The organism is Terribacillus sp. AE2B 122 (genome assembly GCF_902497585.1).
In the GTDB taxonomy this organism is placed as follows: domain Bacteria; phylum Bacillota; class Bacilli; order Bacillales; family Amphibacillaceae; genus Terribacillus; species Terribacillus saccharophilus_A.
On sequence record NZ_LR700942.1, the window covers coordinates 1034089 to 1047776 of the forward strand.

Annotated in this window: 15 protein-coding genes; 5 read left to right on the plus strand and 10 right to left on the minus strand. The window is 43.3% G+C overall.

Annotated features, from left to right (window positions below; translation table 11 throughout):
- Nucleotides 1–73: 73 nt before the first annotated feature.
- From AE2B122_RS05240 to AE2B122_RS05260, 5 genes are all read right to left on the minus strand, one after another.
- Nucleotides 74–1894: an ABC transporter ATP-binding protein gene (locus AE2B122_RS05240; RefSeq protein WP_175073259.1), complete on the minus strand. Its 1821-nt coding sequence runs from the start codon at nt 1892–1894 to the stop codon at nt 74–76.
- Nucleotides 1895–1906: 12 nt separating this feature from the next.
- Complete coding sequence (locus AE2B122_RS05245; RefSeq protein ID WP_095271775.1) at nt 1907–3661, minus strand: ABC transporter ATP-binding protein; 1755 nt, start codon at nt 3659–3661, stop codon at nt 1907–1909.
- 123 nt (nt 3662–3784) lie between these two features.
- Complete coding sequence (locus tag AE2B122_RS05250; RefSeq protein WP_175073260.1) at nt 3785–4954, minus strand: DHHA1 domain-containing protein; 1170 nt, start codon at nt 4952–4954, stop codon at nt 3785–3787.
- A 66-nt stretch (nt 4955–5020) separates the two neighbouring features.
- The gene (locus AE2B122_RS05255; protein WP_095271770.1) at nt 5021–5452 is read right to left on the minus strand and encodes a TlpA disulfide reductase family protein; all 432 of its coding nucleotides are present in this window, start codon (nt 5450–5452) and stop codon (nt 5021–5023) included.
- Nucleotides 5449–5997, minus strand: a complete 549-nt coding sequence (locus AE2B122_RS05260) for a peroxiredoxin (RefSeq protein WP_095217475.1) — start codon at nt 5995–5997, stop codon at nt 5449–5451. The genes AE2B122_RS05255 and AE2B122_RS05260 overlap by 4 nt, the downstream gene beginning before the upstream one ends.
- A 127-nt stretch (nt 5998–6124) precedes the next feature.
- On the opposite strand from AE2B122_RS05260, the gene AE2B122_RS05265 reads away from it, so the two are divergent.
- Nucleotides 6125–6979, plus strand: a complete 855-nt coding sequence (locus AE2B122_RS05265; protein ID WP_095217474.1) for a mechanosensitive ion channel family protein — start codon at nt 6125–6127, stop codon at nt 6977–6979.
- Between the two features lie 14 nt (nt 6980–6993).
- Here AE2B122_RS05265 and AE2B122_RS05270 read toward each other — a convergent pair whose 3' ends face one another.
- From AE2B122_RS05270 to cbpB, 3 genes are all read right to left on the minus strand, one after another.
- Entirely contained in the window at nt 6994–8106 is a 1113-nt protein-coding gene (locus AE2B122_RS05270) for an N-acetyldiaminopimelate deacetylase (protein WP_095217473.1), read from the minus strand.
- Nucleotides 8107–8165: 59 nt separating this feature from the next.
- Complete coding sequence (dapD, locus tag AE2B122_RS05275) at nt 8166–8879, minus strand: 2,3,4,5-tetrahydropyridine-2,6-dicarboxylate N-acetyltransferase (protein ID WP_175073261.1); 714 nt, start codon at nt 8877–8879, stop codon at nt 8166–8168.
- A 102-nt stretch (nt 8880–8981) separates the two neighbouring features.
- Entirely contained in the window at nt 8982–9455 is a 474-nt protein-coding gene (gene cbpB / locus AE2B122_RS05280) for a cyclic-di-AMP-binding protein CbpB (protein ID WP_095217472.1), read from the minus strand.
- Nucleotides 9456–9667: 212 nt separating this feature from the next.
- Here cbpB and AE2B122_RS05285 point away from each other — a divergent pair, with 212 nt between their 5' ends.
- From AE2B122_RS05285 to AE2B122_RS05295, 3 genes are all read left to right on the plus strand, one after another.
- Nucleotides 9668–10300: a hemolysin III family protein gene (locus AE2B122_RS05285; protein WP_095271765.1), complete on the plus strand. Its 633-nt coding sequence runs from the start codon at nt 9668–9670 to the stop codon at nt 10298–10300.
- Between the two features lie 74 nt (nt 10301–10374).
- Entirely contained in the window at nt 10375–11235 is an 861-nt protein-coding gene (locus AE2B122_RS05290; protein ID WP_175073262.1) for a metallophosphoesterase, read from the plus strand.
- A gap of 86 nt (nt 11236–11321) precedes the next feature.
- Entirely contained in the window at nt 11322–11795 is a 474-nt protein-coding gene (locus AE2B122_RS05295; protein WP_095217469.1) for a YkyB family protein, read from the plus strand.
- An 11-nt stretch (nt 11796–11806) separates the two neighbouring features.
- On the opposite strand, the gene AE2B122_RS05300 is transcribed toward AE2B122_RS05295, so the two are convergent.
- Together AE2B122_RS05300 and AE2B122_RS05305 are read right to left on the minus strand one after the other, a co-directional pair.
- Nucleotides 11807–12079: a hypothetical protein gene (locus tag AE2B122_RS05300; RefSeq protein WP_175073263.1), complete on the minus strand. Its 273-nt coding sequence runs from the start codon at nt 12077–12079 to the stop codon at nt 11807–11809.
- 119 nt (nt 12080–12198) lie between these two features.
- Nucleotides 12199–12336 (minus strand): FbpB family small basic protein, encoded by a 138-nt coding sequence (locus tag AE2B122_RS05305; protein WP_095217467.1) that lies wholly within the window; start codon nt 12334–12336, stop codon nt 12199–12201.
- A 110-nt stretch (nt 12337–12446) separates the two neighbouring features.
- On the opposite strand from AE2B122_RS05305, the gene AE2B122_RS05310 reads away from it, so the two are divergent.
- Nucleotides 12447–13607: an aminotransferase A gene (locus AE2B122_RS05310; RefSeq protein WP_095217466.1), complete on the plus strand. Its 1161-nt coding sequence runs from the start codon at nt 12447–12449 to the stop codon at nt 13605–13607.
- The last annotated feature ends 81 nt before the right edge of the window (nt 13608–13688 follow it).

Below are 13688 nucleotides of genomic sequence, written 5' to 3' on the forward strand. Positions count from 1 at the left end.
TCCTCTTGTTATGCCCAGAGAAAATAAAATTACCCAAAAGAAAGAGCGTATCTCTTGCGAGATACGCTCTTTCCTATTTTTCGTCTGATTGAAATTGGGTTTTTACCAGTTCGTAATACTTGCCTCCAGCATCCATCAGCGTCAAATGATTGCCCTGCTCCAAGATACGGCCTTGTTCCAGTACAATGATATTATCAGCTTCCCTGATTGTGGAAAGACGATGCGCAATCATAATAGCTGTTCGCCCCTGCAGTAAGGTTTTCAATGCATGCTGAATTTTCAGCTCAGTTTCTGTATCAATACTGGCTGTTGCTTCATCAAGAATGATGATGCGAGGATCAGCGAGCATAGTACGAGCAAAAGACAGCAGCTGCCTTTCTCCAGCTGACAGGATGTTGCCTCGTTCTTCCACTTCCGTTTCATAACCATCGGCCAAGCGCTGGATGAAATCATCCGCCCCGACAATACGTGCGGCTTCCTTCACTTGTTCGTCCGTTGCTTTCGGATTACCAAATCGGATATTCTCCGTGATGGTACCAGAGAAAACGAATGTATCCTGCAAGACAACACTGATTTGCTGCCTTACGTCTTGTAGTTTAACATCTCGTAGGTCCTTACCATCAATTTTTACAGCCCCAGCAGTGGGATCATAAAATCTGCTGATCAAATTAGCAATCGTCGATTTCCCAGAACCAGTATGACCGACGAGTGCAACCGTCTGCCCTGCTTCCATATGCAAATCGATTTCTTGAAGTGCAATCCGATCAGAGTTGTAAGCAAACACAACCTTCTCGAACCGGATATCTCCTTTTATGTTCGGAAAAGGCTTTGCATCCTTTCGATTCTCTACATTCGGTTCTTCGTCGAGAAATTCAAAAATACGTTCCGATGATGCCATTGCGACAAGCAGCTGGTTATAAATTTGTCCTAAGCGGGAAATTGGCTCCCAGAACATTCCTAAGAAGAAAGCAAAAGTAACGAACGTTCCAATTTCAATCTGATCCGACAGAATCAAATGGGCACCATATGCGATCAGGATAACTGTACCGACGGCATTACTCAGTTCTACGAAAGGACCGAAATACGCACTCTTTTTCGTGGCAATCCGTTCACTTTCAAAGTTATCTCGGTTAAGCGCTTCGAAATAATCTGTGTTTTCCGGCTCTTGGGCATAAGATTGTGTTACACGAATGCCTTGTATCGCTTCATTTAAATGCGAATTCATGCGTGATTTTTGCATTCTCACTTGCTGCCAGGAACGTCTGATGCTTCTCCTAAGCCTTGTTGAGATGAAGAACATGAGCGGTAAAATAATAAGAACTGCAATTGCCAGTTTCGGACTTAGGAAAAACAAGATAGCTATGATACCGATCAGCATGACAGTATCGGTTAACAGGTTGATAATTCCATTCGTGAAAAGCTCCTGTAAGGAGTTAATATCATTAAGAACCCGAACAAGAATGGAACCTGCGGACCGGGTATCGAAAAAACGATGCGACAGATGCTGGATATGACTGAACAGTGTTTTCCGTAAATCATAAATCACATGCTGTCCGAGGATGTTCACCCATTTGATTCGCAGTATATTCGCCACATAGTTGAGCACATATAGCACTCCAATAACAACTACCAAATAGATAAGAAAGCGGGTATCCCCTGATGAGATAGCCATATCAATCGCCACTTTACCGATAAGAATCGGAATGAGCAAACGTATAAGTGTGGAGAGCAGCATCGTAACAATCGATCCTGGCAGTAATGTTCTGCTATATGGTTTCATAAAGCCAAGAAGCCGCCTGATTTGAGCCCAGTCAAACGGCTTCTCCATTGCCTGATCCTGTGAATAATGAAATCTGTTTGTATGCTTTTTCTTATTATAATGCAGGTTTTCCATAGGCTCCCCTCCTTACTGCGCTGAGCGCATAATTGCCTTTTGATCTTGATACTGAATATCGTAAATACGCTGGTATAAGCCGCCGTTTCGCAGCAAGAAATCGTGTGTCCCTCGTTCAGCAATTTCTCCATCATCCAAAACAAGAATCTCATCAGCATGCTTAACAGATGATATACGGTGCGCAATAATGAACGTTGTACGATTTTTCATTACTTCTTTCAGTGCTTTTTGTATCTGCACTTCTGTCTGCATATCAACGGCACTCGTCGCATCATCTAAAATCAAGATGCTTGGATCAATGAGCAGTGCCCGTGCAATTGCGATTCGCTGCTTCTGACCTCCAGATAGACCCATTCCCCGTTCACCAAGCAGTGTGTCGTACTGATCAGGTAATTCCATGATAAAGTTATGGGCTTGCGCACGTTTGGCTGCATCCACTATTTGCTCAAAGCTGACATTATCCGGATTCCCATATGCAATATTCTCCTTAATTGTTGTCGAGAAGAGGAACGCCTCTTGTAAGACGAAGCCGATGTGCTGTCTAAGCGTTCTTAGGTCATAATCCTGTACAGGCTTACCGTCTATGTAGATTTCGCCTGATGTTGGTTCATAAAAACGGGTCATCAACTGGGTTATACTCGTCTTTCCTGATCCAGTTCCACCCACGAGACCAATGATTTTTCCTGGCGGTGCATCGAAGCTGATATCCTTCAGAGCCATATCATCATCCTTGGCATATTGAAGTGAAACGCTATCAAACGTTACATGACCGCTGATCTGACTCGTGCCGATCGGCTGTTCCAGCTGTTTAATATCCTCTCTTGCTTCTAGAACTTCCAGCAGCCTTTCCCCTGAAGCCTTCGCTTGAGAGAACATATTGATAATGAAGCCAAGATTCGCGAGCGGTCCGAGGATATAGGAGACAAGACTGAAGAATGCGACAAGAGCGCCTAATTCAAGCTGCCCAGAAATCACAAGATACCCTCCATAAGAGATGAGAACTACCATACAAATATTGCCGATCAATTCCATGAGCGGGAAAAACTTTGCCCACACCTTGGATGTGAAAATATAGTTATCACGGTAGGTGGAATTATTATCTGTGAATCGATCAATCTCAAAATCCTCACGTGATAAGGATTTGACTGTATTCATTCCGCTGATATTTTCCTGCACCCGAGTATTAAGCACACCAAGGGAAGTTCTAATATTACGGAAAGCAGGATGCACACGCCGGTCGAAACGATAGACAACTACAGCTAAAAACGGCATAGAAATCATCGTAACAAGTGCAAGAGGAATGGAATAAGCGAACATTACAGCAAGGCTAATCACGATCAACAAAACAACGCGCAGGAATTGCCCTACTCCTGCCGACAGAAAAAAACGGATCCCCTCTACATCTGCGGTCAGTCTGGACATCAGATCTCCAGTGCGTGCATTATCATAATACGTAAAGCTCAGTCTCTGCAGCTTCTGGTATAGACTGTTCCGCATCCGGAAAACAGTTTGAACTCCGAATAAATCTCCCAGATACTGCTGCAGGAAATTGGCAATCCCTTTAATAATCATTAATAAGACGAATCCAGCTGAGATAATCGGAATAAGATTGTACTGATTACCCAGAACTACGTCATCAATCGTAATTTGCAATATGATTGGATAGACAACCGTAATAGCTGTCACAATGGCGATGAATAGAAGCGATAAGTAGAAGTTGCGCCGGTATGGCCAATAAAACTCCTTCAATTTTCTGAATATATGCAAACCCTTCTCCCCCTCCAAGATTAGTCGCATGTTCTAATATATCGGGTTCCGAACTAATTTACCAGCTTAAATTAACGATTATTTAAAAAAGTTTGAATTTATGTTAAATAAAAAAAGCATCGTTTACACGATGCTTCGATAATGCTCTTGCAGGAATCGTACATATCGTTCTAAATCCTCTGTCTGTTGAAAACTAGCTTGTGCCATCTGAGCACTTCCGCCACCCTTACCTCCGAATTCGGATAGGGATGTACGGAATAGATTCCCGCTATGGAATTCATTAAGTTGGTGAGTTAATACCAGCTTCCGCTCCCCTGCATCTGACAGTATAACAAACTCCTTGCCTGCTTCGAGCAGTTTTGCTGCCATACGCTGTAATGCTTTAACGTTTTTCCCTTCATAAGAACGGGCTACAATAGGGGTTTCTGTTTGTATGAGCTCTTGCAATTCCAATTCTTCAAGTCTTGCTTCCAACTCTTCCGCTCTTTTGACAGCGGCTTGCAAATCAGCTGCTTGCTTCTGAATTCTGTCGAGAACTTCCTGGCTATTTGTTTGGAATTGGTCTGCAGCTTTCTCCACAATGCTAAACATATTCCTAGTAGTTTCTAAAGCGCGCTTGCCGCATAGGAAATAAACACGCTGTCCCTGCTTTTGTTTTTCTGTTTTAAGGATTTTGATCAATCCTATTTGTCCAGTAGATAAGACATGTGTACCACCACAAGGATTGTATTCCACTCCATCAATTTCAACTATTCTAACGTCTTCTGTTACAGACGGCAGCTTGACAACAGGCAGTTCGGCTAGCTGTGCAGCTGTCACATAGTAGCTGGAAATCTGACGGTTATCATAGATTAGTTCATTCACCTTTTGTTCTGTCAATTGCAGTTCAGCTTCTGTCAGTTTGTCACCAGATACATCAATTGTCACAGCTTCCTGTCCTAAATGAAATCCAATCGTTGGTCGATCTAAAACGAGACGAAAAGCAGCAGAAAGTAGATGCTGTCCAGTATGCTGTTGCATTAAATCAAAGCGATAATCCCATTCTATCCGGCATTCGACCTTTCCTTTGATGCGGGACTCCAAACCGTAGTATGGTACAGCATCCTTGCTTTCTATAGCTTTAACTTCCAAATCGGCTATTGTACCTCGATCTGCTGGCTGCCCGCCTCCACCAGGGTAAAAAGCTGTTTCTTTCAGTGATACATAATAGAGGCCATCTTTTTCATATGTATTGTCAACTTCCGTTTCCCACTTCTCACAAAATGCGTCTTCTCTGTATAGTAGCTTGCTCATATCGATCATCCTTTATGTTCTGATAGAGCAAGCTTACCATGAATCACTTATAAGTAGAAAGTCTGCTTAACTGTATCTTAGCGCATCTAGCTGATTTGTCAGCATAGTCGTAAAATTACCGCCAGACTGTAAATGTCGAACTCTGCCTTTTCTGTCCAGCAAGACAATGCAAGGCAGCTTTTGTACTCTGAATGTATTCTTCATCTGATGTCTTTGATCGAGATAGACAGGCAGATCTATATTCTTTGGAAGCAAATAGTCATGTATCGTTTCAATATCTAAATCCGATGTTGAGCGAGGAACATGAACTAATAGAATGTCAAAAAACTGGCCTTCATGTTTTGCAAAATCCAGAAAAACAGGCATTTTATCTTTACAGACTGAACAGCTAATAGACCAAAAGTAAATGATTACTGGCCGACCGCCGGCAATTTGCTGAGGTGGATAAAGCCAGTTTGATGCCTGCTGGTCAATTGCATCTGGTAGTTGTGGCATCATAATGGAACATCCTCCCTCTCAAGTACTTCATCACCAGGCTGCCAATTCACCCCACAGGCTTCTCCTGTTTGAAGAGCCTCCAATACACGCAGCAATTCTGATGTCTCTCTCCCCACCAAATCAGCATGCATTAAATAATAACAAATCTGGCCTTCCGGATTGACGATAATCGTAGCTCGTACAGAAGTATAGCTTTTCCCATCCAGCACACCGTAAGCTTGTGACACGTCACCTGTAAAATCCGAAGCTAATGGATAGGTGATATGCTGAATACCATTCTGCTCCCGAGGTAATTTTTGCCATGCAGCGTGAGACATGAGACTATCTGTAGAAATTGCAACTACTTCTGCATCCAATTCACGTACTGTATTAATTTGATCTGCTAAATCATTCAATTCAGTAGGACAAACTGTACTGAAATCACGAGGATAAAAAAAGAGCACCAGCCATTTCTTCGTATCAAACTGTTTCAAGCTGATGGTTGCCGTCTTACCATCCGGCATGACAGCTGGCAGCTCGAACTGAGGTGCAACACTTCCGATCATGGGCTCTCCCCCTTCATTTATACCTGTGTCACTATATGCATAGAAGCAGCATGTGTTACAGAGCGTTTCATCTTTGACTATTCCGGGAACTCACCTAGGAGCAGAAAATTGTAAAAGGAGACATGGTATGAACTTTCTAACAGACGGACTACAATTCAACTACGATGGCTTAATCGAAAAATCCGTGTCAATCGGTCTGCAGCTGCTGCTAATCATTATCGGTTATTTCGTTTTACGAGCTGTCGGAAAAAAACTGATCTCTACGAGCTTAAGCAAAGCAAGTTCCAAACAGCGTATTTCTACAAGCAGAATGATGACATTAGAAAAACTGCTTATCAATACATATGGGTATACCTTGATTTTCCTCCTCATTGTCATGATATTTGGTGTGTTCGACATTCAAATCGGCCCATTGATTGCAGGAGCTGGGATAATCGGACTTGCCATCGGTTTCGGTGCCCAAGGTTTGGTGAGTGATATCGTGACTGGATTCTTCATTCTTTTGGAGCGTCAAATTGAAGTTGGAGATGTGATTACCACATCTGGCTACAATGGTGTTGTAGAGGAAGTAGGATTACGGACGACACAGGTGAGAAGCTTCGATGGTACGTTGAATTTCATTCCAAACCGTAATATCAACGGAATAAGCAACCACTCTCGCGGAAACATGCGTGCTATGGTTGATATCGGCATCAGCTATGAAGATGATATTGATCATGCTCTCAAGGTTCTGCAGGATATATGTAATACTTTCCAGCAGGATGAACGTTTCCGCGAAGGACCAGATGTGATTGGCGTACAGGAACTGGGAGCATCTGAAATCACCTTGCGAATCATTGGTCACACAGCCAATATGGAACAATACGGAGCAGAACGCGATATGAAAAAGGCAATCAAGGAAGCCTTCGATAGAGAAGGTATTGAAATTCCTTATCCGCATCAAGTTTTTATGCAGCGAAAAGAAGAAAGCGCAAAGCCATAAGCTTTGCGCTTTTCTTATGCATGATTTATATAAGCTAAAACAGCTTCGACTCCATGTCCCAATGCCTTTTCATCAGGCTGCAACTTACTATGATGCAATCCATAAGGTGAATCGACTCCTAACCAAAACATAAATCCGGGAATTTCCTTCAACATATAGCCAAAATCCTCCCCAGTCATTGCCGGCGGAGCTTCCTTATACGTCAAGGAAGTTTTTGCTATAACTTCTCGGAATGCTTCCACCTTGGTTCCGTCGTTATACACCTGGTAATAATTCGAACCATAATCTATCTCAATCTGACAATTATGGCTGATCTCCAGTCCTCTTGCCTGCTGCTCGATATGCTGCTTCACCAGGGCAATAGCTTCCGGATCCATCGTTCTGATTGTTCCTTCCAAGCGAGCAGTCTCAGCGATTGTGTTCTGCACAAATCCACTTTCCATCTTCCCGATTGTTATGACGGCACTTTGCAGTGGATCCAAATTACGCGCTACTATCCCCTGCATATTCGTTACAAAGGTACTAGCCGCCACAACCATATCTTTCGTCAAATGCGGATATGCAGCATGTCCGCCTTTCCCTTTGAAGTCAAGGAAAAGCTCACTTGTATTAGCGAATAACAATCCCGTTCTGGAGGAAACAGTACCAACTGGCAGCTCAGGAGCAATGTGAAGAGCGAATATTTCATCCGGCCACCACTCTTTCAAAATGCCGCTTTGTATAAGCGGCAGAGCTCCTCCTGGACCTTCCTCTGCAGGCTGAAAAATGAATACGACGTTTTGTGCAGGCTGATCTTTAGCACAAGCAGTCAATGCCCCTAATGCAATTGTCATATGCAGATCGTGCCCACAGGCATGCATACGGCCGTTGTGCTCAGATTGATATAGCAGTCCGGTGGCTTCCGTAATCGGCAATCCATCGATATCAGTACGATATGCGATCGTTTTTGATCCGACAGATCCGGTGACTCTCACGACAATACCAGTCCGCCAAGTTTTTATTTCTAAGTATTCCTGAGGAAGTTCGCCGATGTAATCCAGTAAATATGCCTGTGTCTTTTCTTCCTGGAATCCAAGTTCGGGTATACGATGCAAATCCCGTCTGATCTGTATCAATGTATCTTCCATGCAATCACCTGCTTTATTTGATAATAAAAAAAGGAGCAGCAGCTGCTCCTTTTTCCTTGTTAGTTCAATTTACGAAGTTCCTGACGAATCTCTGTTTTTGCTTTCGTCTGGTCATCGATTTCTTTCAATACACGTGCTGGTGTTCCGCCAACAAGTGTATTTGGAGCTACATCTTCTGTCACGATTGCGCCAGCAGCAACAACCGCTCCTTTACCTACTGTAACGCCTTCCAATACAACAACGTTAGCACCGATGACAACATCATCTTCGATGACAACTGGTTTTGCAGAAGGTGGTTCGATAACACCTGCCAAGACAGTACCAGCTCCGATGTGGCAGTTTTTACCAACAGTTGCTCGTCCGCCCATCACGACGTTCATATCGATCATTGTACCTTCACCGATAACAGAACCAATGTTGATGGAAGCCCCCATCATGATAACAGCTCCATCGCCGATTTCCACTTGGTCACGGATGACAACTCCTGGCTCGATGCGGGCATTGATTCCCTTCAAGTCTAATAGAGGAATCGCAGAGTTGCGGCGGTCATTCTCGATGACATAATCCTCAATTGCTTCTGTATCTGTCAAGAAACCTTCCAACTCGCTCCATTCGCCGAATAGAACTGCTGTGTTCGCTTCAGGGAAAGCTTTTACGCTTTCTGGGTAAGCTAGCGTGTCCAGGCCTTTTCCTTTTACATATACTTTAACTGGTGTAGATTTTTTACTATTCGAAATGAAAGAGATGATTTCATTTGCGTCCATCATTTTCACGGTTTTTGCCTCCTATGTAACAACGTATGGAATTACTTTATCAAAAGTTTTACTAATCAACAAGCTTTTTCGGCCATCTGGCTGTTCGCCGGAAACACGTCATCAGACATTGGTCTTATCGCCGGTTGGATGGTAATGCACTTGTTCATGCAAGTACCTGTTCATTTTTTTGAGAATCGCCCTTCGAGTCAGGATGCCCTCGAAGTATCCTTCCTCATCAAGCACACAAAGAAAAGCGTGGTTCACCACAGCTTTCAATGCTGTTAGAAACGAATCCGACTTTTTCAATACGGGTACATCTGGCAGCATCGTTTCCGACACTTTAATTTCAGAAAGCTTCTCCATCTCGAATCTCTCCATACCGAGAACTTCATTCAGGATTGCTGTCTTCGATATCATGCCCTGCAGTCTATACGTATGATCAAGTACGGGAATGACCGAATAACCTGATTTAACAAGCACGAGCAAAGCGTGCTCCAACGGGTTATTCAATTGAACATGAGCAACTTTTTCAGACTCGATCATCAAGTCCTCTACCGTTATTCCAGTGAGTTCCTGCAACTCTAATTTTGCCATTCGATCTCTCCTTTTGTCAGCGGCAATAGAAGGAGGTCAATCACCTATACCAGTTTACCACAACCCACTGCAGGCTACCAATTTCGACAACGTCCGCAATGTGTCACATTTGGGCTTCTGCACCATAAAATATTTCCAGGATTGACTCTGTTTTTATGGTGAAAAGCTAGAAAAAGCATTATACTGAAACAAAGCAGAAATGAGGTAAATAATTGGAAACTTATATTTTCACGAAAAAAGAAGAAGCAGCTCACTCCATCACGCATGGGTTCGGTGCTTTACTGAGTATCGCAGCGCTTGTTGTTGCGGTAGTCTTGGCCAGCTTTACGAAGGATCCATGGATCATCGTCTCTGTTACGATTTATGGAACAACGATGCTGCTCATGTATCTCTCTTCGACTATCGTCCACGCCTTGCCCGAGGGAAAAGTGAAGGATATTTTCCAGATTATCGATCACGCAGCTATCTATCTTTTCATCGCTGGTACCTATACACCCTTACTGCTGATCGGCCTCAGAAGCTCACTCGGTTGGACCATTTTTGGCATCGTTTGGGGCATTGCACTTGGAGGAATCATCTTTAAGATTTTCTTTGTCAAGAAATTCTTGATCATGTCTACAGTCTTCTATCTATTGATGGGCTGGATGATCGTCCTAGTATGGGAACCAATGCTGGCGGCGCTGCCGCATCAGACGATTCTTTATTTGGCTATTGGCGGCCTTTTCTATACAATTGGTGCTGTGTTCTATGTTTGGCGAAAGATTCCCTACCATCACGTTGTATGGCATTTGTTCGTGCTGGCAGGCTCGGCGTTCCATTTCTTCGCCATCCTGTTCATCATCTAATTAAAAAAGGCATTCTCTCCATTGTATTGGGGAAGAGTGCCTTTATTACGGATAAAAGAAGGTGCATGATTGTTATGAATAAGAATTGGATTTCAGCTGCTGCGGGAACTATTGTTGCCGCAGCTGGCCTTGGATATATGTATGCACGACATATAGAACCAGCAAAACTGGTGACTAAGTCATATACACTTACTAGTGAAAGGCTACCGAAATCTTTCCATGGACTGAAAATTGTTCAGTTCAGTGATTTGCATTTAGGTTATCATTATTCCATTAGGAAGCTTAGACGTTTAGTACGTCATATTCAAGAACAGCAAGCAGACGTCATTGTATTTACTGGCGATTTTGCCGATCGTCCGATCCGGCTGAAATGGAAGCAAGAGATTGTCGATTGCTTAACGACACTTCAGGCTCCATTCGGAAAGTACTGGATATATGGCAACCATGATTATCGTGACGAAAGTGAAGCAATTGTTGCGAAGTATATGAAAGCTGGAGGATTCACTGCCCTGCACAATACAGCTACATTCCTAAAACGCGGACAGGAACATATCGTTCTGGCTGGCATTGATGATGTCATCCGAAGTACACCGAACCTGCATGCAGCGACTCGTCATAGCGATGAAGATTCCTTTACCATCCTGTTGGCACATGAACCGGATTTAGCTGAGAATGTCAGACATTTACCTGTTGACGTTCAATTATCCGGCCACTCGCATGGCGGCCAGGTGCGAATTCCTTTTTACGGCGAAGTGATTGTACCTCCATATGGCAGACGATATGTGGATAGTCATTATGAAGTCGGTTCACGACCCTTGCATGTCTTCGTCTCAAGAGGTGTCGGCACGACTAGGATGCCAATTCGTTTTGCATGTCCGCCAGAAATATCAATACTTACCCTGCAGCATGGACCAAAACATGTCGAGCTTAAATAAGAAAGAGCTTGCCAACCGTACAGCTTTTCTGTACTATAGTACCATTCTCCGATAGGGTCAATTCCTACAATAGGAGGTTTAATCGCATGAAAGTGAACTGGACATTAGAGGATATAGCAAAAGCGTTGTTCGTTGTCAATCGGCACGCAAAAACAGCTTCTGATCCAAGCCACTTATATCAATTAAAGAAACAAACAGTAGCAAAACTGCTGGAACAGAACAAAGCAAAGAAAATTGGCCTGCATTTCTCGGAACACCCTAAACTCAGCAGGCAGCACTCTACCATGCTGGTACAAATAGCAGACTATTACTTTCATATCCCGGCTGCAAAGGAAGATTTCAAAACACTGCCGCATCTTGGAGAATTGGACAAGACCTTTCGGAACCCGAGGCCAAACCTCTCCCTTTCTCAAGCAAAGCGGATCCTTTCCAGCTATTTGGATTTACCTCAGCAGGATACCAAACCAAAACAGCAGACACCTGTGAGCAGATCGGCATATTATACTCCATCCTCACTTGGTCAGTTCACCTGGCCAGAAAAGAAAAAGCGTCGCAGCTAAGGGACTGACCCCTACGCTGTACGCTTTTTCTTCTTTTCCGCTACAATAGTAAATAATCTAAATAAGATAAGCACACTGCAAACCAAGGTCATTACCAGGAGGAGATTTCCTTCTAAAGATTCCCACTGCAGCCAACCGATACGATGTAAATAATCCAATACCACATGCGCACATAATACAGATAAAAAATAGTACCACTGCTTTCTTACGAGCCATCTGATACTGAAGAATATAACTGCAAATACAGATAGAATGCCCAACAGACTCATTATAGGTAAAATCATCAACGCCATACCTCCTCTCAATAGTTTCGACTAAAAATAAAGCACCTAAACAAAAAAAGAATCCCTTTAGCGGCCGGGATTCCTTTGTATTCTCACACTATGTTATAATGTATCAATCGTTATTCCATATGATCAGCCGGAATGCCATATCTATCATCGAGCGACTCTTCAATCTTAAGCATTGCCTGATCATCCTGTAATAACTCATTTTTGTTTTGCGTGATCAATTCTTCTAAAGAAAGCTTGCGGGGTCTCATAATTATTAGCCTCCCTATATATTTTCCTTTAGCTATTCCCAATACTATCACGTTATAATCAAAATTGTTTGAACATTATGTTAAGAAAGTATGACAATGGAGGATCTCAGATGGAACATCTTATCAATCCACGCGTTACAAACATACAAATCTCCGGCATTCGCCGCTTTTACAATCTTGTTGCAGATAAAGAGGATATGATCAGTCTGACGATTGGACAGCCTGACTTCCCTACTCCGCTTCATGTCAAGGAAGCAGGAATCGATGCTATCCGTTCTGACAAGACGACGTATACACCAAATGCTGGTTTAATGCCTTTACGTCAGGCAATCAGTGAATTTTACACAAAATACGCTCCACCATACCGTCCGGCAGAAGAAATCATCGTCACAGTTGGAGCATCACAAGCTATTGATATCACGCTGCGGACTATTCTGCAGCCAGAAGATGAAGTAATTTTACCCGGTCCAGTTTATCCTGGTTATGAACCGCTTATTTCGCTGGCGGGAGGAAAGCCTGTTCTGGCAGATACAACCGGAAATGGATTTAAATTGACGGCTTCCATATTGAAACAATACATTACACCAAAGACGAAATGTGTCATCCTGCCGTATCCATCCAACCCGACTGGAGTAACACTTACATATGATGACTTGGAAGAGATTGCGGACTTTTTAGCTGACAAGGAAATATTCATATTATCAGACGAGATCTACAGTGAGTTGACGTACGATGAGACACATATATCGATTGCCAGTTTCCCACAGGTTAGAGATAAGACGATCATTATTAACGGCTTGAGTAAATCCCATTCCATGACCGGCTGGCGAATCGGATTTACTTTGGCACCCGCATGGCTGAGCACGCATATGCTCAAAGTTCATCAATACAACGCTACTTGCGCAACTTCTGTCAGCCAGTATGCTGCAATTGAAGCACTGACGAGTGGTTTGGACGATCCAGTCAACATGCGCGAAGCATATCGTGCACGCAGGGACTACTGCTTGGAGCGATTGAAAAACATGGGATTGACTGTTGAGAAACCAAATGGGGCTTTCTATATTTTCCCGAAATTCCCGATCAAGGAAATGACGTCATTGGAACTTGGTTTGGCACTAGTGGAGAAAGCAGGTCTTGCTATCGTACCAGGAGACGCATTCTCTTATCTTGGAGAAGGGTATATGCGGCTTTCATATGCGTACAATATGGAGCTGCTCCAAGAAGGCATGGATCGACTGGAACGTTTCCTAACTTCTAATAAGTTGCTATAAGAAAAAGGACAGGTCGGGGGGGACTGACCCCCGTTTTTGAGACAGAGATCAAAACACCTTCAAACAGCCAATTGCCGATAT

Excerpts from the sequence above, each read along its gene's own strand:
- AE2B122_RS05290 (WP_175073262.1), top strand. The coding sequence starts at position 10,375 with ATGAATAAGAATTGGATTTCAGCTGCTGCGGGAACTATTGTTGCCGCA.
- AE2B122_RS05250 (WP_175073260.1), bottom strand. The coding sequence starts at position 4,954 with ATGAGCAAGCTACTATACAGAGAAGACGCATTTTGTGAGAAGTGGGAA.
- AE2B122_RS05295 (WP_095217469.1), top strand. The coding sequence starts at position 11,322 with ATGAAAGTGAACTGGACATTAGAGGATATAGCAAAAGCGTTGTTCGTT.
- cbpB (WP_095217472.1), bottom strand. The coding sequence starts at position 9,455 with ATGGCAAAATTAGAGTTGCAGGAACTCACTGGAATAACGGTAGAGGAC.
- AE2B122_RS05305 (WP_095217467.1), bottom strand. The coding sequence starts at position 12,336 with ATGAGACCCCGCAAGCTTTCTTTAGAAGAATTGATCACGCAAAACAAA.
- AE2B122_RS05240 (WP_175073259.1), bottom strand. The coding sequence starts at position 1,894 with ATGGAAAACCTGCATTATAATAAGAAAAAGCATACAAACAGATTTCAT.
- AE2B122_RS05310 (WP_095217466.1), top strand. The coding sequence starts at position 12,447 with ATGGAACATCTTATCAATCCACGCGTTACAAACATACAAATCTCCGGC.
- AE2B122_RS05270 (WP_095217473.1), bottom strand. The coding sequence starts at position 8,106 with ATGGAAGATACATTGATACAGATCAGACGGGATTTGCATCGTATACCC.
- AE2B122_RS05300 (WP_175073263.1), bottom strand. The coding sequence starts at position 12,079 with ATGATTTTACCTATAATGAGTCTGTTGGGCATTCTATCTGTATTTGCA.
- AE2B122_RS05260 (WP_095217475.1), bottom strand. The coding sequence starts at position 5,997 with ATGATCGGAAGTGTTGCACCTCAGTTCGAGCTGCCAGCTGTCATGCCG.
- AE2B122_RS05265 (WP_095217474.1), top strand. The coding sequence starts at position 6,125 with ATGAACTTTCTAACAGACGGACTACAATTCAACTACGATGGCTTAATC.
- AE2B122_RS05255 (WP_095271770.1), bottom strand. The coding sequence starts at position 5,452 with ATGATGCCACAACTACCAGATGCAATTGACCAGCAGGCATCAAACTGG.